This is a genomic window from Terricaulis silvestris (genome assembly GCF_009792355.1).
Classification (GTDB): Bacteria; Pseudomonadota; Alphaproteobacteria; order Caulobacterales; family Aquidulcibacteraceae; genus Vitreimonas; species Vitreimonas silvestris.
On sequence record NZ_CP047045.1, the window covers coordinates 2,691,463 to 2,709,660 of the forward strand.

General features: G+C 64.9%; 17 protein-coding genes. 6 read left to right on the plus strand and 11 right to left on the minus strand.

Annotated features, from left to right (window positions below):
• Window positions 1-61: 61 nt before the first annotated feature.
• A complete protein-coding gene (locus DSM104635_RS13825) occupies window positions 62-2,092 on the plus strand; it encodes a TonB-dependent receptor family protein (RefSeq protein WP_158766764.1) in 2,031 nt (676 codons plus the stop codon).
• 10 nt (window positions 2,093-2,102) lie between these two features.
• On the plus strand, window positions 2,103-2,651 hold the full coding sequence (locus tag DSM104635_RS13830; RefSeq protein ID WP_158766765.1) for a YcnI family copper-binding membrane protein: 549 nt from the start codon (window positions 2,103-2,105) through the stop codon (window positions 2,649-2,651).
• A gap of 72 nt (window positions 2,652-2,723) precedes the next feature.
• Here the strand turns inward: DSM104635_RS13830 and ftsZ are convergent, their stop codons facing one another.
• Complete coding sequence (gene ftsZ / locus DSM104635_RS13835) at window positions 2,724-4,067, minus strand: cell division protein FtsZ (protein WP_158766766.1); 1,344 nt, start codon at window positions 4,065-4,067, stop codon at window positions 2,724-2,726.
• A 249-nt stretch (window positions 4,068-4,316) separates the two neighbouring features.
• Here ftsZ and DSM104635_RS13840 point away from each other — a divergent pair, with 249 nt between their 5' ends.
• Window positions 4,317-5,078 (plus strand): DoxX family protein, encoded by a 762-nt coding sequence (locus DSM104635_RS13840; RefSeq protein ID WP_158766767.1) that lies wholly within the window; start codon window positions 4,317-4,319, stop codon window positions 5,076-5,078.
• Here DSM104635_RS13840 and DSM104635_RS13845 read toward each other — a convergent pair.
• The 3 genes from DSM104635_RS13845 to DSM104635_RS13855 form a co-directional block, all read right to left on the minus strand.
• Window positions 5,075-5,731: a protein-L-isoaspartate(D-aspartate) O-methyltransferase gene (locus DSM104635_RS13845; RefSeq protein ID WP_158766768.1), complete on the minus strand. Its 657-nt coding sequence runs from the start codon at window positions 5,729-5,731 to the stop codon at window positions 5,075-5,077. The genes DSM104635_RS13840 and DSM104635_RS13845 overlap by 4 nt on opposite strands.
• Before the next feature lie 266 nt (window positions 5,732-5,997).
• A complete protein-coding gene (locus DSM104635_RS13850; RefSeq protein WP_158766769.1) occupies window positions 5,998-7,371 on the minus strand; it encodes an Hsp70 family protein in 1,374 nt (457 codons plus the stop codon).
• 174 nt (window positions 7,372-7,545) lie between these two features.
• Window positions 7,546-8,778: a hypothetical protein gene (locus DSM104635_RS13855; RefSeq protein WP_158766770.1), complete on the minus strand. Its 1,233-nt coding sequence runs from the start codon at window positions 8,776-8,778 to the stop codon at window positions 7,546-7,548.
• Between the two features lie 39 nt (window positions 8,779-8,817).
• Here DSM104635_RS13855 and DSM104635_RS13860 point away from each other — a divergent pair, with 39 nt between their 5' ends.
• Window positions 8,818-9,636 (plus strand): helix-turn-helix domain-containing protein, encoded by an 819-nt coding sequence (locus tag DSM104635_RS13860; protein WP_158766771.1) that lies wholly within the window; start codon window positions 8,818-8,820, stop codon window positions 9,634-9,636.
• Window positions 9,637-9,722: 86 nt separating this feature from the next.
• Window positions 9,723-10,169, plus strand: coding sequence for a nuclear transport factor 2 family protein (locus tag DSM104635_RS13865; RefSeq protein WP_158766772.1), 447 nt, complete (start codon window positions 9,723-9,725; stop codon window positions 10,167-10,169).
• A gap of 525 nt (window positions 10,170-10,694) precedes the next feature.
• Here DSM104635_RS13865 and DSM104635_RS13870 read toward each other — a convergent pair.
• The 4 genes from DSM104635_RS13870 to DSM104635_RS13885 all read right to left on the minus strand — a co-directional run bounded on the left by DSM104635_RS13870 (window position 10,695) and on the right by DSM104635_RS13885 (window position 14,423).
• Window positions 10,695-11,156: a DUF1801 domain-containing protein gene (locus DSM104635_RS13870; RefSeq protein ID WP_158766773.1), complete on the minus strand. Its 462-nt coding sequence runs from the start codon at window positions 11,154-11,156 to the stop codon at window positions 10,695-10,697.
• Between the two features lie 65 nt (window positions 11,157-11,221).
• Window positions 11,222-12,556, minus strand: coding sequence for a cell division protein FtsA (ftsA, locus tag DSM104635_RS13875; protein ID WP_158766774.1), 1,335 nt, complete (start codon window positions 12,554-12,556; stop codon window positions 11,222-11,224).
• Window positions 12,556-13,515: a cell division protein FtsQ/DivIB gene (locus DSM104635_RS13880; RefSeq protein WP_158766775.1), complete on the minus strand. Its 960-nt coding sequence runs from the start codon at window positions 13,513-13,515 to the stop codon at window positions 12,556-12,558. Before DSM104635_RS13880 ends, ftsA begins: the two co-directional genes overlap by 1 nt.
• Window positions 13,503-14,423 carry a D-alanine--D-alanine ligase gene (locus DSM104635_RS13885; RefSeq protein ID WP_158766776.1) on the minus strand — a complete coding sequence of 307 codons (921 nt, stop codon included), beginning with the start codon at window positions 14,421-14,423 and terminating at the stop codon, window positions 13,503-13,505. Before DSM104635_RS13885 ends, DSM104635_RS13880 begins: the two co-directional genes overlap by 13 nt.
• 300 nt (window positions 14,424-14,723) lie before the next feature.
• On the opposite strand from DSM104635_RS13885, the gene DSM104635_RS13890 reads away from it, so the two are divergent.
• Window positions 14,724-15,323 (plus strand): hypothetical protein, encoded by a 600-nt coding sequence (locus tag DSM104635_RS13890; RefSeq protein WP_158766777.1) that lies wholly within the window; start codon window positions 14,724-14,726, stop codon window positions 15,321-15,323.
• A 4-nt stretch (window positions 15,324-15,327) separates the two neighbouring features.
• Here the strand turns inward: DSM104635_RS13890 and DSM104635_RS13895 are convergent, their stop codons facing one another.
• The 3 genes from DSM104635_RS13895 to DSM104635_RS13905 all read right to left on the minus strand — a co-directional run bounded on the left by DSM104635_RS13895 (window position 15,328) and on the right by DSM104635_RS13905 (window position 18,194).
• Window positions 15,328-15,516, minus strand: coding sequence for a hypothetical protein (locus DSM104635_RS13895; protein ID WP_158766778.1), 189 nt, complete (start codon window positions 15,514-15,516; stop codon window positions 15,328-15,330).
• Between the two features lie 6 nt (window positions 15,517-15,522).
• On the minus strand, window positions 15,523-16,680 hold the full coding sequence (locus DSM104635_RS13900; protein WP_158766779.1) for a cystathionine gamma-synthase: 1,158 nt from the start codon (window positions 16,678-16,680) through the stop codon (window positions 15,523-15,525).
• 146 nt (window positions 16,681-16,826) lie between these two features.
• The gene (locus DSM104635_RS13905; RefSeq protein ID WP_158766780.1) at window positions 16,827-18,194 is read right to left on the minus strand and encodes a pyridoxal-phosphate dependent enzyme; all 1,368 of its coding nucleotides are present in this window, start codon (window positions 18,192-18,194) and stop codon (window positions 16,827-16,829) included.
• Window positions 18,195-18,198 lie beyond the last annotated feature (4 nt).

Below are 18,198 nucleotides of genomic sequence, written 5' to 3' on the forward strand. Positions count from 1 at the left end.
CGCCACGCTTCAACGCGGCGAACAATAACGCGCGCCAACCGCGCCTTCAGGCTATGAACACATGCACAAGATCATTTCGAGCGCGCTGCTCGGCGCGCTGCTGCTGGCGCCCGGCATCGCGCACGCCGAAGACGAGCAGACCGACGTCATCATCGTAACGGCGCAACCCAATCCCGAGGATCCACCGGTCGTGGCCGAAGCGCGCGAGCGCCTGGCGCGCACGCCGGGCGCGGTTTCGGTTGTCTCGAACGAGAGTTTTGAAAACCGGACGGCGGTCGGCTTAAGCGACATTCTCCGCGACGCGCCGGGCGTGATGGCGCAGCGGCGCTACGGCGAGGAATCGCGCTTCTCCATTCGCGGCTCGGGGCTTGGGCAAAGCTATCACCAGCGCGGCGTGCTGTTCGCGCAGGATGGCGTGCCGTTCGCGGACGCCGACGGGTTCTCCGATTTCCAGAAGCTCGATCCGCTGACGGCGCGCTATGTCGAAGTCTATCGCGGCGGCAACGCGCTTCGCTTCGGCGGCGCGCAATTGGGCGGCGCGCTCAATCTGGTGACGCCGACGGGGCTGACGGCGGAATCGCCGAACTTGCTTCGGCTTGAGGGCGGCTCGTTCGACACAGTGCGCGGCGCGGCGCAAATCGCGCGCGCTGCCGGGCCGTGGGATGTGTTTGCGGCGGCCAGCGGAATGCGGACGGATGGCTTCCGTGTGCATTCCGGCCAGGATCAAGTGCGCGGCACGATCAATCTTGGCTACACGCTCGGCGGTGATCGCGCTGTGCGATTGATCGCCTACGCGGCGGACATCGATCAGGACGTACCGGGCACGGTGAGCCTCGCGACAGCGCTCTCCGACCCGGAGGCGCCCGGCGCCGGAGTAGTCACAACGGATTGGCGGCGTGATCAGACAATCTGGCGCACGACGCTGCAGACGCGCTGGCGAGTGAACGAGAGCACGGTGTTCGAAGGCGGCGTCTACGCGACGGCGACCGATCTCGATCACCCTATCTCATTGCACATTGAACAGCAGATCGAGACACAGGGCGCGTTCGGGCGCTTCGATTGGGAAGGCAAACTCGGCGGACGGCGCGCGGATTTGTACTACGGCGCTTCGTATCGCCAGGGCAGCACCGACCAACAGCTCGATCCGGTGTTCTTCCCGGTCGATGGCGACAACACGCAGGAAGCCACCGGGCTCGACCTGTTCGCGGAGGGACGCCTGTTCGTTGCCGATCGGCTCGCGCTGGTCGCGGGCGGCTCGTTCGGCCGCGCCACACGCGACTACGAGGATCATCTCAACACCGACAACGACGATGACGCGAAGTTCGAATGGTTCGCGCCGCGCGTCGGACTGCTTTGGGAGAGCGAAGGCGGCTCGCAAATCTACGCCAACGTCACGCGCTCAGTGGAGCCGCCGCACTACGGCGCGCTGGTGCAGGCGCCGTTCCCCGCCTTCACGCCGGTGCAGCCGCAGGAAGCGTGGACCGGCGAGATCGGCACTCGCGGGCGCGATGGCGCATTCATCTGGGATGTTACCTTCTACCGCGCTGAGCTCGAGAACGAACTGCTGACGTTCAACAATGTCCACGGCCTCCCCTCCGCGTTCGCCAATGCGGACGAGACGATCCCCCAGGGTGTCGAAGCCACACTCGATTGGACGCTAAGCGATGCGTTCGGCGGCGCGTGGACGCTGCGGCAGAGCTACACCTATTCTGACTTCGCGTTCGAGGGCGACGCGACGTTCGGCGACAATCGCTTGCCGGTGATCCCCGAGCACCAGTATCGGGCCACGCTGCGCTACACCAACGACGCGGGCTGGTTCGTCGCGCCGAGCGTGGAATGGCGGCCGAGCGATACGTTCGTGGATTACGCCAACACGCTTGAGGCGCCGGGCTACACGATCTGGTCGCTAAATGCCGGCGTCGATCTCGGCGATCGCGCTTCCCCCTTCATCGACGCGCGCAACTTGGCGGACGAAGCCTACGCGCCGGAGTTCGGCGCCATCACCAATGCCAGCGCGCCGGGCGCGAACACAGCCGTGTTCTATCCGGGCGAAGGGCGCGCGGTGTTCGTCGGTTTGAGCAGCAGATTTTGAGGAGATGATGATGAGACGTTTATTGTTGTTGGCGAGCGCGCTCGCCGTCTTCGCGCAAGCGCCGGCCTTGGCACACGTTGTGCTGTCGACGCCCGACGCGCGGCCGAACGCGTATTATGTGGGTGAATTCCGCTTGTCGCATGGCTGCGGCGAGAGCCCGACCGTGGCGTTCCGCATCGAGATTCCGGACGGGATCAACATTGCGCGGCCGCAGCCGAAGCCGGGTTGGGAAATCGAGATCGAGCGCGCGCCGCTGGCTGCGCCGGTGCGCACCGAGTACGGCGAGATCACCGAACGCGTGAGCGCGGTGACTTGGCGCGGCCTGTTGCCGTCGGATCAGTTCGACGACTTCGCGCTGCTGATGAAGCTGCCCGATCGCGCCGGGCCGATCTATTTCCGAGCACTGCAGACGTGCGAGCAAGGTGGCCGCGCGTGGGTGGAGATTCCCGCGAGCAGACAGGATGCGCACGATCTGGAAAATCCAGCGCCGGTGCTGATGGTGCGACGCCCATCAGCGCCTGCAGCGGCGCCGAGCGATCCGCATGCGGGGCATCATTGAGATAATATGGACCGCCGGCGCCCTCGCCGGCCAGCACCGGTGCATGCCGGCGAGGGCGCCGGCGGTCCATGTTTAGCGCGGATTCATCTGCCTGCGGAGGAAGGCGGGGATTTCCAGCTCTTCGTCGAGTGCGGGATCGCGGACGTCATCCTCGTGCGCGCGCGGCGGCGGGATGTCGTCATCCAGGTTGAACTCGCGCGGAGACGGTTCGTCGTCGCGTGGCTCTGGCTTCTTCCAGCCGAACATGTTGAAGCCGCCACCGCTTTTTGGGCGGCGCTCGGGTTCGATGTCGTTGGCAAAGCTTGGGCGCGGCTCTTCGTAGGACGGCGTGCGCACTGGTTGCGGCGCAGGCTCGCGCGCGACGTGCGGACGTGTCGGCACGACCGGGCGGCGGATTGGGGCTTCGGCAGCGCGGCGCGCGGGCTCGACCACGGTTTGCTGCGTCACGATGGCTTCATCGTCGATGCCGGTGGCGACGACCGCCACCCGGATGCGGCCTTCGAGCTGTTCGTCAAACGTTGAGCCGAGGATGATGTTGGCGTTGGCGTCGACTTCGGCGCGGATTTCGTTGGCGGCTTGATCCACCTCGTACAGCGTCATGTCGAAGCCGCCGGTGATGTTGATCAGCACGCCCTTGGCGCCGCGCATCGAGACGATGTCGAGCAGTGGATTGGCCATGGCGCCGTGCGCCGCATCGAGCGCGCGGTTCGGACCGGAGGCTTCGCCCGTGCCCATCATCGCAGTGCCCATCTCGGCCATCACGGTGCGGACGTCGGCGAAGTCCAGATTGATCAGTCCCGGCATCACCATCAGATCGGTGACGCCGCGGACGCCTGAGTAAAGCACTTGGTCGGCGAGTTGAAAGGCCTCGGCGAAGGTGGTGCGCTCGTTGGCGACGCGGAAAAGGTTTTGGTTCGGGATCACGATCAGCGTATCGACGTGCTTCCGGAGTTCCTGAACGCCTTGCTCCGCGAGTTGCATGCGGCGCTGACCTTCGAAGTGGAACGGCTTGGTCACGACAGCGATGGTGAGGATGCCGCGCTCGCGCGCTGTACGCGCGATGACGGGGGCCGCACCCGTGCCGGTGCCGCCGCCCATGCCGGCGGCGACGAACACCATGTGCGCCCCTTCGAGGAATTCGATGATCTCGGGCTGGCTCTCTTGCGCCGCCGCTTGTCCGACTTCCGGGCGCGCGCCTGCGCCGAGGCCTTCGGTGATGGCGTGGCCGAGCTGGATGCGGTTTGGCGTGCGGGCGCGCGTCAGCGCTTGTGCGTCGGTGTTCGCGACGACGAACTCAACGCCCTGCAAACGGGCGTCGATCATGTTGTTGACGGCGTTGCCGCCTGCGCCGCCGACGCCGAACACCACAATGCGTGGTTTCAGGTCGTGAACGACGGGCGCGCTGTACTGACTCATTTCCCGCTCCAAGGGCGACCGATTCTCACGATTCGCCCACGCTCGCACTGCACCCTCCACTGGGCGCTTTAAGTCTTCGTTAAGCTCTCGAAACGGACGGCGGCGCTTTTGCGGCAGAGGGGCGGCTAAACACAGCTGAGGCCAACGATTTTTCTTCCCCAAGGACACGAGAATTTGCATCGCGCTTGATCGCAACGAGATGGGGTTTGGTGTGGGCGATTGCTAGCGTTCCACCGAGGAGCGCGGGCGATGATCCAGCTTGGCAGACAGGTCTACGGGTTGGCGGCCATAGCGACCGGTGCGGTCGGACTGGCCTGGGGAGATTTCGCCGCGGTCTGGCAGCCATTCCCAGACGACGCCCCTGCTCGGCCGAGCTTCGCTTACGCCATCGCCGGCGTGTTCCTGGTCAGCGGCATCCTGCTGCAATGGCGGCGCACAGCCAGCATCGGCGCCGCCGCGTGCGCGGCGCTCGGGCTGATGTTCGCGTTTTTCTGGCTCAGCATGCGGCTGGTGACAGCGCCGCAGACGTACGTGTTCTACAACGGCGTCTCCGAGCAATTGGCGATCGGCTTAGGTGGCGTCGCGGCGTTTGCGTCGCTGAGCGCTGCGGCCTGGGCGCCGCGTTTGGCGCTTGTGGCGCGGATCGTGTTCGGCGTTTGCTGCGTCGTGTTTGGCGGCGCGCATTTCGTCTACGTCAACGAGACGGCGGCAATGGTGCCGAGCTATCTGCCGCTGGGCGGAACCATTTGGGCGCAGGTCACGGGCGTATGCCACGCGGCGGCGGGGTTGGCGCTGATTTCGGGCTTCTTCGCGCTGCCGGCAGCGCGGCTGTTGACGCTGATGTTCATCGGCTTCGGCGCACTGGTGTGGGCGCCGCAAATCTTGGTCGCATCGGCAGAAGGGCTCGGAGGCATCGAGCACATCGCGTGGGCCGGCAACGCGATCAATCTCTCGCTGATCGGCGCCGCGTGGATGATCGGCGACATGATTGCCGGTGCGCGCACGTCCTAGTGCGCGTGATCACTTTCCTTCCAGCCATGCGCGCCGATTAGAGGCACGAACGCAACGCCCCCGAGATCCTCCTCTTCCAAGTGCGTGGCGCTGGCGCGCGTAATCTTGAGCAGACGTTGCTCGCCGTCGCCGACTGGCATGACCAGGCGGCCACCGATTTCGAGTTGCTCCTTCAGCACTTGCGGCACGAACGGCCCGCCCGCCGAGGCGATGATGGCGTCGAACGGGGCCGCATCGGGCAAGCCCTCGGTGCCATCGCCAACGTGAAGCTCTACGGTGTCATAACCGAGCCGCTTCAGGCGAGCGGCGGCAATCTCCACAAGCTCAGCGTGTCGTTCGATCGCGTACACATGCGCGGCGATGCGGCTCATGACAGCGGCGGCGTAACCGGAGCCCGCGCCGATCTCGAGCACCCGATTACCCCGCTCGAGTTCGGCCGCCTCGATCATGGCGGCGACCATAAAGGGCTGCGAGATGGTTTGCCCGGCCTCGATCGGTAGTGGACGATCCTCGTAGGCATGCTGGGCGAGGTGCTCGGGCACAAACGCTTCGCGGGGCACTTCGCGCATGGCGGCCAAAACTGCCGGCGCGGCGATGCCGCGGCGTTTGAGTTGCGTCCGCACCATGTGCTGGCGGGCTTGTGCGTAGTTCATCGCTGCCTTCTCGACCTAACTCCTTCCCCGCTCTGTTTCCTTGGTTTAGCAGGCATCGGCTCATAAAAGGCCGGCGCGACATTGGTTTCGTCAGGGTGTCCGACATTGGACTCAGGCGTCTCCGCCCAACCTTTGTCGCCGAGACCGATGCGATCGGCGCCATGCAGGCGATGGCGCGCGGCGGGAACTTCGGGAGGCGCTGGCGAGCGTTCGGTCATGTTGACCAACCGCGCGCGGACAACGCTGTTCCTTGCTTGCGCGTTTGTTCAGATCATCTCCGGCGCGCGCGCAGGAACGCGCACTACGGGCGCAAGCGCGCCGCCCATGGCGATGGCGAGCTGCGGGAACACGCCGGCGAACGGGTGATGGCGGTGAGGCAATTGCCAGTTAGCGCCGAAGCGCTCGACCTTCAGCGGCAGCTTCACTTTTTCCTTTACCGCAGCGGCGCGGACGAGGTCGGCGAGGAACGGCAAGTTCGAACCGCCGCCCGCAAGCAGCACAGTGATCGCGTCGGCGTGGCCTTTTTTTGCGGCGACCGCGAGCGGTGCAAGGCTCGCGGCGATCGTGGCTGTCAGCGCGCGGCAATAGGCGCGGAAGGACGGGTCGTTTTCCAGTGCGTCGCGGGTGAGGCTGATGCGCGCGTTGCGATATTTGAAGACGCTCTTACCCTTCTGAAACAGCTCTTGCTTCAGCGACCGGGCCGCGAGCTTCACACCGCGCCAGAGCCGATCTTCTTCGGCTAGGCCGCGTTTGCCGGCACGGCGCGCGAAGAGATCGATCAGGATGTTGTCGAGTTCATCGCCGGCAAGCATGCAGCATTGGCGCGCTTCGGTGATTTCGATCAGGCCCGACTGGGCGACGCTGGCATCGCGTTGGAAGCCGGCGATATCGGTGGTGCCTGCGCCCATGTCGATGACGAGCACGTACGGCGCGGTGGCGCGGGCGAAGTTGGCGTATGCGGAGGCTGCGGACTGAGACTCGAACACGATGCCGTCGAAGTGTCCGCGGCCTTGTGCGCCTTTGGCGCGAACGAGCGCCTGCTTTACTTGTGGCATCGGCACGCCGTCTTGTGAGAGTAAGGCTACGCCGAGATCCATCGAGACAACACTCGCCTCTTCGACGAGGCCGCCGACGATGCGGCTGGCTTCTTCAAACGATTGCCAGTGCGGGCTTGTGAGCCGGCGTGGCGCATCGGCGATCGGCGCGGGCAATGAAGGCTCGGAGGCGACTGCCGCGCGGATAAGCTGATCCAGGTAGGCCAAGTAGAGCACGATGCCGTCGCGGTGCGTGAGCGTGCTGGTCGGATCGACGGTGCGGCTCAGCTTCAGCGCCAGCGTCGCTTCGATCTCGCGCGCGGAGAGCACGAGCTTGAACGACACGATAGGGTTGCGCCGCTTTGCGACGCCGGTTTCGGCGCGCTTCATGGCGGCGGGCCCGAACGTGATGCGGTCCTCGTCGACATACATTGCTGACGGCGTCAGCAACGGATGATCAGCGCCGGCGGCCGCGCCAATCGGCAGCGGCGCGACGTCCGTCGGGTGCGCGGAATCCAGCAGCACCGTCGCCTTGGACATTGCTGTGCCGAGGTCGAGACAAATGCGGGCGCCCTCACCCGGCGCGATCTTCTCATGCAGCGACATTTGGGCGTCCCCCACCCAGCTAATGACCAGTCGCGCGAAGTTCCGAGCCGCGGTTCTTCGCTGGGTTTAGGAATGCGCCGCTGGCGAGTGCGCCCGAAAGTGAACTCGCTTGGCAGGCGAGTTATTCACAGCTTATCCCCAGGCAACTAGCGTCGTAAGGGAATACCTCTGGGATCACTGTTGCGGCGCGAACACGATTTCTGCGTCGTCGCCCGGATCCCAGTTGGCGTCCTCCGGCGGATGTGCGCCGCTGACTTGGACGCGCACGCCGTCTGAATCGACGACGAGGATAGGTGTTTCTGGGTCGCCTTCGATGGTGACGTCGGAAAGTTGAATCTGCGCATTATCGCCGCCGATCCAGATGTGACACGGACTGGCGATTTCCACCGCGGCGCCGCGGAAGTTTGGCGTGCGGCTGGTGCAGTTGGTGAGCGTGGCGGTGTCGCCCCAGAGGCGGAAATTGCGTTTGTTGTCTTCGGCGACGCAGTTTTCGAGGACGACGCCGTTCGACTTGCAATCGAAGCCGCCATCGGTTGAGCCGCGCGCTTCGCAAGATTCGTAGCGGATGTTGCGATTGTCGCCTTCGTCGGAGAAGCCGTCGCCGTTCCAGTAATCGCCGGCATTGAGCTGCTGGAAATTTTCCATGATGCAGCGGCGGTAGGTGATGTTCTGGGCGCGATCGTCGAGCGCGCAGCCGACGGGAATGTCGCCGCCTTCGTTGCTGACGCCGACAGCGCGGCAATCTTCGAACAACCCATCGCGTGAGCCGTAGCGGATGCGGGCGAAGCCGCGTTGCACCCGTGTGGCGCTGCAGCGGCGGACGGCGAAGGTGCTGAGGCTGGCGGCGGTTTCGTCGCCGGACTCGGTGTTTTCGAGGAAGCGGTAGATGTCGTCGGCGGTGCAGTCTTCGATCGTGATGTTGCTGATCGGTGCGCCGACGCGGAAGCAGCCGTTGCCGATGGCGTGGAATTCGAAGTGCGAAAATGTGAGGTGGTTGGCGCCGCGCAGCAGGCGGAAGACGTCGGTCTCTTCTTCGCCCCGCACGCCGCGGATCATGGCGGGCATCGGCTCGCCCGTGGCGCTGTTGACGCCGCGGATGCGGATCGGTTTGCGGTTGCGGCCGCCTTGCGAGATTTCGATGGCGTCGGTCAGCGCGTATTCGCCGCGATCGGCGGCGATCAGGATTTCACCGCCGGGTTCGACGCTGAAGTCTTCGATTGCTTCGAGATTGGTTGGTGTTTCCCAGGACGCGCCGTCGCCTGTGCCGTCGGGCGTAATGTGCAACGTGGGCACGCGGGCGGTCGCGCAGCCGGCGGCGGAGACGAAAATGGCTGCTGAGGATGCGAGGAGCGCGCGCCGCGAGAGAGTCATAGGTGCATAGTGACGGCCTGCACGGCGCGCGTCCATCACGCGCCCGTTAGCGGGGTGCGGATAGCTTGGTGGTGCGTGCTCTGGTATCACTCCGGTATGGCGCGCATCATTCCGCTGTGGCGATCCCCGGAGGTCAGCGTTCACCGCTTCGATCATCCGGTGGAGCATGAGGATCAGCCGTACGAGGAGGTCGCCGGCGCGTTCAGGGCGAGCTTCGTGGAGTCCGGAACGTTCGATCTGCACGTCAGCGGCGGCAGCTGGCGCGTTAATCCGGGCGACGTGATGCTGAGCCATCCGGGCATGCGGTTTAGTGCTAGTTTTCAAGGCAAAGGCTTTAGCGACACGTGCCTTTCGCTGACGTATTTGGCGGCGAATGACGACGGTTTTGATGCGGCGCAATCGTGGGCCAAGCGCGCCGCGCCGGTGCGGATTGCGAGCAATCGCTTGCGCTATTTGCGCTGGGGCTTGCGGCGCGCGGTGGACGAAGGCGCGCCGATGCTGGCGGAATATTGCGCGACGGCGGTGTTTGCGGATGAGGCGAGCACGTCGCCAGCCGCGCTGTTCAGTGAGCATAAGTTCGCGTGGTACGCCGAGCGCGTGCATTTCGTGCGCGAGCGGCTGGATGCGGAATTTGCGGGCGAATTCAGCGTGTCCGCGCTGGCGCGTTCGGTCGGCATGAGCATGTTTCATTTCAGCCGCGTGTTCACCGAGCTGGTCGGCATGCCGCCGTACCAGTATTTGTTGCGCGCGCGGTTGAAGGCGGCGCGGGCGATGTTGCGCGATGGGCGCAGCGTCACTGACACGTGTTTTGCCTGTGGCTTCAGCAATTTGAGCCATTTCAGCCGTAGCTTCGCGCGGCGTTATGGGCATACGCCGTCTCGGGTTACCGCCTGAAATTCGCAAGATAGTGCAAGCGGCGCGGCGGGCCGTTTGCGAGACTCTTCGTTTGATTTTCGACGAGGATTCACATGGACATTCGAATGCCCCTGCTCGCTGTCGCGCTCAGCGCCTGTGCGACGACGGCGCCGCCGACCAGTTTGGAGGCCGATCGGCTTACCGTCGCGGCGCTCGACACGGCGTATCAGGCCGCTGTCGAGCGCAACGATGCGGACGCGATGGCGAACATTCTGCACGAGGACATGATCTTGGTGGTTGGCGCGGGGACTGTGTACACGCGCGAGGATCTGCTGCGTTCGGCGCGCGAGCAGGAGTTGATCTACGAGCATCAGGTCGAGGACGAAGGCACGCAGACGGTGCGGATGTACGGGCCGAACACGGCGATCGTGACGGCGCGGTTGTGGCTCAAGGGCACGCAGCAAGGCGGCGCGTTCGATCAGCGGCTTTGGTTCAGCGATACGTATGTGCGCACGCCGGAAGGTTGGCGTTATGCGTTTGGCCAAGCGTCGCGCGCGCTGCCGCCAAGCTGAGGCGCAACCGCTTCTCGTTTTTGGCTCTCCGCTTGGAGAGCCGGGGACGCGGGAGTGCGCGGCGCAAAGAGAGGCGCCGTTGGTTCGGCGCTTTATGACGGGCAAGCCCGCGTCCCCGCAGCTCGCTTTTCATCGGGACGGCACAAGGAGGTGTTTCACTCCTCTGGACGTTCCCCGATGGCGTGCGGGCCGGTCCTGCGGGACGGTCCCCGGTGCTTTCCTCGCGGTTTTGATCCCGCGGGCTTCTGCGGCCGCTGCGATACGCCAGGCTTATGAGGCTCGTTTTCGCCCTCAGGACCTTGGCGCCTTCTCTCGATGGTCTGAGAGAAACGTCGGCGCACCACGCTCAACTGCGACGCTCTCGTATTGGTTTAGCAGGTGGCCAACTGCTCTCCGCGAAAGCGTTGCGGCGAGTGTAACGGCGGTGTGGGATCGGTCGGATAGATTTTGGGGTGGTGTTGATGGGATTGGAGTTTCGGCGGGAACGTGCGGGATAGACAGATGCCTTATCCCCCGTTTCAGCCTTCATTCCTTGGCTCGCCTGGGGCGCTGTTTTGCGGAAATGGATTTGATGATGAGCTGATGTCGGCCCTGCTGAGACAACGGCGTTTTGGCTCGATCGAGCGCTACGGCTATCAAGGCTTCGACCTCCGGAATATCGAGCGTGTCAGCCGATTCAAGGGGAATGTTGCGTACGACGTTGCCGGAGCCTCGCAACAAGCGCTTTGGATCTGGCAACTTGGCGCCCTGCAGGAAGCAGAGACTGAGGCCCTTGGCCTGCGCGGCAAGTGAGAAAATGGCGTCACTCGCCTTTTCGTTGGGGCCATAGCCGATGACGAAGAAATTGTAGTTGTCGTACACGAGCTCCAACGCCTGCGGAATTCGCTGCCGCATCTTAGCGCGCGCCGATCGAATCCGCTTCGCCATCTCTGGCGTGAACTTGGCGATGAATCCGGCGAGTTGCTTTTCAGGCGTCAGCGGCTTCATGAAAAGCTCATTGCACCCGAAATCGGCCGAAGCCAATCGCTTTGAGCCATGAGCTGGCCGCGTGCTCAGAAATTATCGCGGAGCCAGTTCCACATGTCGTGGACGGCGTTCTTCACTGACGCGGCGGCCTGCGCGAGCGTGGGCTGGTAGTCGCCGTCGATGTCGTCGAGCGCGGGCGCGTCCAAACGTTGGCGCAGGAGGCCGGCGGCGTTGGCGTAGGCGGGGCCGGCTTCGCCGTGGTCGAAGCCGCAGAGTTCGAAGGGGCGGCCCAAGCGCACCGGCATGCCGAGCGCTTCGACGGCGAGTTCGCGCACGCCGGGGATCATGGCGCCGCCGCCGACGATGACGGCGCGTTGCGGGCCGTTGGCGCCGGAGAAGCCTGCGCGTGAGAGGCGCTCGCGCACCATCAGCAGCATTTCGTAGAGGCGCGGGGTCAGCGTATCGGCGATGACGCCGCGCAAGGTGGTGGCGGCCTCGAGGCGGCCGTCTTGGCCGAGGCGCGGCGCAGCGACAGCTTCGCGTGGATCGCAGGCGTTGGTGAGCGCGCCAAAGTGCAGCTTCACGCGCTCAGCGGCGGCGAAGGTGGTTTGCAGTTTGGCGGCGAGATCGCGCGTCAAGCGCACGCCGCCGGCGGCGATGGTTTCGCAATGCACCAGGCCTTCGGCGGCGAAGGCTGCCACACCGATCGAGCCCGCGCCCAAATCGATGACGAGTGCGCCCTCTTCGCGCTCTTCTTCGGTGAGCACGGCGAGGCCAGCGGCTTTGGGGCCAGCGATGATGTCTTCGACATCGGCGCCGGCTTGTCGGATGCAGGCTTTGAGCGCGTTCAGAGCTTCGGTCGGCGCGGTGACGACGCAGGCGTCAACGGCGACGAGCTTGCCGGGATGGCCGACGGGATCGTCGATGGCTTCGCCGTCGTCGATCGAATAGCGCAGCGGCTCGACGTGCAGGAAGGAGAGCTGCGGCGTCGGCATCGAGGCCATCGCGGCGGTGAAGGCGTTCTCGACGTCGCGCGCGGTGATGATCGCGCCTTTGACGCGGGCGGCGCCGCGGACGATGCGCGAGCTGACGCCTGGGCCGGAATACGACGCGACCACGCGGCGGATGGCGCTGCCGGCCATGAGCGACGCTTCTTCAAGGGCGACGTGAATCGCGCGGGCGCAGGCGTCGAAGTCGGCAGGCTTGCCGGAGGCGATGGCGGGCGCGGTCTGGTGGCCGACGCCGAGCACGCGCAATGGGCGATCCGGGTGCATGTCGAGCACGGGATCGCGGCGGGCGGCGAGGCAGACTGTTTTTGAGACGCCGACGTCGAGAACGGCGACGAGAGGCCCAACTTGTTGGTTCAGTTCGAGGACGTCCTCGTCGTCGCGCTCTTCGACGCGCTTAATTTGGGCGGCCATTATACGCCCCCCATCAGCGGGCCGCCGGCGAGAGCGGGATGAACGCGGATGGCGAGACGGCCAGGCGCGCGCATGTCGATGCGGGTGACGGGGCGATCGAGCAGAGCGTGGTCGGTTTGGAGTTGTTCGAGTTGGGCGAGCGCTTCAGGCGCGCCCTCTTCCGGCAGCGCGACGGTGGCGCCGGAGGCAAGCTCGACATTCCAGCGGCGATCATTGACGCGCACGAGCGCTTCGAGACGCGCGCGCAGTTGCGGCAGGCTTTCGAGCGCGATCAGCAGCGGCTCGGCGGCGGGGCCGGCGCCAATTCCGACAACGAGCGGCAGATCGGCGTGATCGGCGGCGCGCTCTGCGAGCATGCGTTCGCCGTTGACGTCGATGACGGAGACTTCGCCGTCTTCCTGCCAGAGCGCGTATTCCTGACGGCGCTCGACTTCGACTTTGATCGCGTCGGGCCACAAGCGCCGCACGCGCGCGGAGGCGACCCAATCGAGGCTTTCGACGCGGGCTTGGATTTCTGCGGGCTCGAGCGAGAGCACGGACTGGCGCCCTTCGGGCACGATCAGCGCGCGGATTTCGGCGGCGCGTGCAGCGGTGATGGCGGGCGCGCCTGGCATGGCGGCGACTTGCACATCGTCGATGGCGAAGCCGACATTGGCGGCGCCGGCGTCGGCGCTGCGGGCGAAGGCTTCGCTGGCGTCAAACAGAGATGAGCCGAGCCAGGCGGCGCCGGCGATGCCTGCGCCGAGGAAGAAGACGGCGCCGGTCAGCGCGAGGACGAGGCTTTTGCCGGTGACTTGCACGTCGTCGCCGGAGAGGCCACCGGACAGTTTGATGCGCGCGATGCGTGGCATGGATTCGTACGGCGACGGGCCGGACGGCATCTTCTTGCGGCGCTTCTTGCCGCGCTGCGGTTCTGGTTCGTAGCCGCGTCCGCCGCGGCGTGCTCTCACCGCGGCCATGATGCGTCCTCCAGGATCCAGGCGACGAGATCGTCGTAGGACATGCCGGCGTAAGCGGCTTGCTCGGGGGTGAGCGAGGTCGGCGTCATGCCGGGCTGGGTGTTGACTTCGAGGAGCGCGAGGCGATCGCGCTTGGGGTCGTAGCGGAAGTCGGCGCGGGTCACGCCGCGGCAGCCGAGCGCATGGTGCGCGGCTTCGGCAGCGCGCATGCATTGGTCGGCGACGGTTTGGGGAATGTCGGCGGGGACGACGTGGCGCGAGCCGCCTTCGGCGTATTTGGCGTCGAAATCGTACCAATCGCCGTCGGAGGTGACGAATATCTCGGTGACGGCGAGCGCGCCGCGGCCGTGCATGACGGCGACGGTGAGCTCTTTGCCGTCGATGAATTCCTCGACCAGCACTTCTTCGCCGAAGGTCCAGTCGGGATCGAGCAATTGTTCGGGCGGGCGGTTGGCGCCTTCGCGGACGATGAAGATGCCGACGGAGGAGCCCTGCGCGTTGGGCTTCACGACGTACGGCGCCGGCATCGGATGCGCTTTCGCGGCGTCGAGCCGATGCATCAGCTTGCCGTTGGCGAGCGGGAGCCCTGCTTGCGCGAACACCGCCTTGGACTTGTCTTTGTCCATGGCGATCGCGGAGGCGAGCATGCTGGAATGGGTGTAGGGGAGCTTCAGATAGTCGAGCACGCCTTGGGTGCGGCCATCCTCGCCCCACTCGCCGTGGAGCGCGTTGAAGACAGCGTCAGGCGCCACGTCTTGGAGTTCGGCGATCCAGCCGGGATTTTGTGGGTCGATCTCGATGACGTCGTGGCCAAGGCGACGCAGCGCGTCAGCGCAGCCGCGGCCCGAGCTGAGGCTCACTGGCCTCTCAGGGCTCAAGCCCCCTAATAGCACCGCCACCCGGGCCATGCGTCTTGCCTCACCAACCAACACCACCCCAGCCGACACGCCTTTTCTGCGCTCGTTCCGAGAGTGTCATAATGAAACGCTTCCGGGTTAAGGCATGATGAGGGCGAACGCATTAGTTGCTGATTTTTATGGTAAATTCTGCGTTTAGCGAGATTGAGCGCGCTTAACCACGATGCGCACTTTAGCGCTCTGCGCCTTAAGTTTACGCGCACGCCGCCGAATTAGGCGCCTAAGTCCTAATCCACGCTAACGAACGCGCGTCCGGTTGCCGCCGTTTGGCGCGCCCGCACACAAAGGCGCATGGCATCACGCATTCTGCTCGCACATCCTAATGGCGCGGCAACACAAGCGCGCGCGGTTACCGCCCAACTTGAGGCGCTCGGCTACGAGGTCGGCGCCCTGACCCCGCGGACGCGGCGGACGGGTGCGCAGAAGGTGGTCATGCTCTGGTCACGCGCGGCGTGGGGGACGCCTGCGCTGCGGGCGGCGGCGCGGAAGGCGCATGCGGCGGGGAAGCTTGTCTGCATTCGATTGGATTCCGCGCCGCCTCCCGTGCAAGGCGCGCGTGGGACAACGCTGAAGAAGGGCGTGGCGTGGCGGCGCTTGCTCAACGCTAAGGCGCGGCCGGCGGCAGTGGCGGCGAGCCGCCCTACTCGCGCGCGGATTTATACGGCGCGGGCCAAACGGGTGGCGCGACCGGCGGAAACGGTGGGGACTGACATGCGGGTTTATTCGGAAAGCAGCAGCCGCGCGTTCGCGGTTGTGTTGGCGGTGTTGTTGGTGGGCGCGGTGGGGTTAGGTGTGGCGTACACGCGCTACCCGGCGGTGGCGTCGCCGATCGATCAGGCGGCGACCGCTGCGTACGCGCAAGCGAGCGAACTGGCGAAGCTCGCGCCTTAGGCGCTCACCACTTCTTCGGCTTGCGCTGCGCGACAGAGATGGCGAGCGCGCCGGCGCCGACGAGCGCTAGCGGTCCGATGATGGCTTGGCCTGTGCCGCCATCGTGGGCGCCATTGCGGATGACCGTGAGGAGCAACAAGCCGCCGATGGCGATGAAGAGCACGCCGAAGCCGATCTGGAAGAACTTCTTCACGCGCGCTTAGCCCAGCGCTTCCTGGATGTCGGCGAGCAGGTCTTCGACGTCCTCGATGCCGACGGAGAAGCGGACGAGGCCGTCGCTCAGGCCGATCTGTTCGCGCAGGTGCGGCTCGACTGAGGCGTGCGTCATGATCGCGGGATGTTCGATCAGGCTTTCGACGCCACCGAGGGATTCCGCCAGCGAGAACAGTTTCACGCGTTCGAGGAAGCGGCGCGCGGGTTCGAGGCCGTCTTTGAAGTAAGCGGTGATCATGCCGCCATAGCCGCCGGTCATTTGCTTTTTGGCGATGGCATGCTGCGGGTGATCTTCGCGGCCAGGATAGACGACGCGCTCGATTTGCTTCTGCTCAGCGAGGAAGTCGGCGATCTTCGCGGCGTTCTCGCAGTGGCGCTGCAGGCGAATGTGCAGCGTCTTGGTGGAACGCAGCAGCAGGAAGCTGTCCCACGGCGCAGACACGGCGCCGACGGCGTTTTGCGTGAAGCGGAGGCGTTGGGCGAGATCGTCGTCGTTGCAAATGAGCGCACCGCCGATCACGTCGGAATGGCCGCCGATGTATTTGGTGCAGGAATGGCTGACTATGTCGGCGCCGAGCGCGAGCGGATTGGTGAGCACTGGCGTGGCGAAGGTGTTGTCGACGGCGGTGAGCGCGCCTTTGGTTTTGGCCAGGCGCGCGACGGCGGCGATGTCGATGACCTTCAGAAGCGGATTGGTTGGCGTTTCGAGCCAAACCAACTTGGTTTTCGAGGTGAACGCGGATTCGGTGGCGTTCATGTCGGTCATGTCGGCGCGGGTGTAGGTGATGCCGAACTGCTTGAAGACCTTGTCGTACTGGCGATAGGTGCCGCCATAGACGTCGTCGGACAGCACAACGTGATCGCCGGCTGACAGCAAGTGAATGCACGCCGCTTGCGCAGCGAGGCCAGAGGCGAACATCAAGCCGTGACGCCCCCCTTCGAGCGACGCGAGATTGGCTTCGAGCGCCTTGCGCGTTGGATTCGATGAGCGCGCGTAATCGTAATCGTCGATGATCACGCCCGGGCTTTGCTGGATGTAGGTCGAGTTTTGATAAACCGGCGTCATGATGGCGCCGGTGCTTGGGTCGGGTTGCTGGCCGGCGTGGATGCAGCGCGTGCCGAAGCGTTTGTTGTCGTAATGCATGGGCGGGTCCTAAAAACCTTCGTCATTCCGGACGCGCGGAGCGCGATCCGGAACCCAGGGGGTCACAGAGCGGAGTGTTTGCCCCTGGGTTCCGGGCTCTCCGCTTCGCGGAGCCCCGGAATGACGAGCGGGGGCGAACTTTGAGTTCAACGTCTGGCCGAAAGGTATTCGATCAAGTCGATCTTGGAGATGACGCCGACGACGTTGGAGGAATCGACGACGACGGCGACGTTGTCGGCGGCGAAGATGTGGAAGAGCTCCTCGATCCGCGCTTTCGGGTAGATCAGGCCGCCGATCGGCGACGACACCGATTTGGCGGGTGCGTTGAGATCAAACTCGCGCTTTTGCATCTTCTGGAGAATATCGCTCTCGTGGACGATGGCGTTGAGCTTGCCGCGTTCGATCAGCGGAATTTGGCTGACGCCGTTCTCGCGCATCAGATTGACGACGTCCCGGAGCGGCGCGTCAGCGTTGGCGGTGATCGGACGGGACTTGAGCCCCTTCATCAGCTCTTCGACGAAGCCCAGCTCGCGCTCGGTTTCGGTGAAACCGTGCTCCTTCATCCAATTGTCGTTCAAGAATTTGGAGACGTAGCGGTTGCCGTGATCTGGCAGCACGGTGATGACCACCTTGCCCGGACCGAGCTCCTTGGCGATTTCGACGGCGACGTGGACATTCGAGCCCGACGAGCCGCCGACGAACATGCCCTCTTCGCGCACGAGACGGCGCGCCATGACGAAGCTGTCGCGGTCGTTCACTTGGCGCATGTCGTCGACGACGGAGAAATCCATGGCGCGGCATTCGATGTCTTCGCCGATGCCTTCGACCATGTAGACGTGCGCGGTCGGCAGCGTCTTGGTGTGGAAGAGATGGTAGTGCACCGAGCCCAGCGGGTCGGCGCCGATGATCTTCACGTTCGGCGCGTGCTCTTTGAAGTAGCGGCCGACGCCCGAGACCGTGCCGCCGGTGCCGGTGCCGCCGACGAAGGCGTCGAACTTGCCGCCGTCGGTGTCCTCGAAGATTTCTTTGCCGGTGGAATGGTAGTGCGCGTCGATGTTCCACTCTGAGTGGTACTGATCGACGTAGAAGGCGCCCGGCGTGTCTTCGGCGATCTTCTTGGCGACGTTGACATAGTGTTCGGGGGAGTCACCGGGGACGTCGGTCGGCGTGATGATGACTTCGGCGCCGTAGGCTTTGAGCGAGTCTTGTTTCTCTTTGCTCATCTTGTCCGGCATCGTGAAGATGCAGCGATAGCCCTTGATCGCGGCGGCCATGGCGAGGCCCTGGCCGGTGTTGCCGGAGGTGTTTTCAACAATCAGCCCGCCGGGCTTCAGAAGGCCTGCCTCTTCGGCGCGCTCGACGATGTAGGCGGCCATGCGGTCTTTGATCGAGCCGGCGGGATTGAGGTACTCGCACTTGACCCAAACTTCGGCGGCGCCTTCGGGCACGACCTTGTTGAGTTTGACGAGCGGCGTGTTGCCGATCGCGGCGAGAATGTTGGGTTTCAGTTTCATCAGG